Raw genomic sequence first — 748 nt, 5'->3', positions numbered from 1 at the left:
CGGCCCCCCCGCGCGCATGCGCGCGCCCGCGCGCGGGGGCTGTGCACGGCGGGCTGGTACACGCGGGTTGCACGCCGTCGTGCACGCCGGTCTGCACGCGGTGCACACCCGCCACGCCACGATCGAACAGGTAAAGATTTACCCGTGTGGCGATCCGGACCGGGCGGGGCGGTGGCGGTCGCTGACGGTCCACGCCGCAGAGATGTTCGGTGGAGGGCTCGTCCGCGAACATCCGCCGGGGTGCTGGTGGCCGGTCGCGATCAGCATGATCGGCGTCTGGTGGGAGCCGGCCGCCGCCGGCGAGGAGGGGTGGGGTCAGGCGGGTGGGGCCGGCTGGTAGATGGGTAGATGTTCGGCGGCCGCCTCGGTGAGCTGATCTTCCGGGTGTATGTGGTCAGGGGCAGGTCTTCTGGTAGGGCAGGTCGGGAATGTACAGCTTCCACAGATCGGCGGACAGGGAGCTGCCGAGCAGCCTGCATGCCTCGGTATCAGCGTGATCGCGAAGTGTGAACAGCTGGGCGGCGTCCCACAGGGTGACTGTGTGGTCGTAGCTGCCGGCGGCCAGGGTCTGCCCGTCCGGGGAGAACACCACCGAGGAGACGCTGTTGGTGGGTCCGGTCAGGGGTGTGCCCAGCCGGTGGGGTGCGGCCCGGTCGGTCAGGTCCCACAGGGTGACCGTGTCGTCGGCGCTGCCGGCGGCCAGGGTCCGCCCGTCCGGGGAGAACACCACCGAGGAGACGCTGTCGGT

Annotated in this window: 2 protein-coding genes; one reads left to right on the top strand and one right to left on the bottom strand. The window is 71.0% G+C overall.

The genetic code is table 11. The features are described from left to right. Positions 1-340: hypothetical protein (locus ND747_RS18940; RefSeq protein ID WP_251735067.1), on the top strand; the 340-nt coding region annotated here is incomplete at its 5' end. A gap of 54 nt (positions 341-394) precedes the next feature. Here ND747_RS18940 and ND747_RS18935 read toward each other — a convergent pair. Then, the coding region (locus ND747_RS18935) for a WD40 repeat domain-containing protein (protein WP_374216268.1) at positions 395-748 on the bottom strand (354 nt) is incomplete at its 5' end.

It is taken from the genome of Frankia sp. R82, from assembly GCF_023716925.1.
GTDB lineage: Bacteria > Actinomycetota > Actinomycetes > Frankiales > Frankiaceae > Frankia.
The sequence above is the reverse complement of the archived record's forward strand: the minus strand, read 5'-3'. Positions and strand labels throughout refer to the sequence as shown.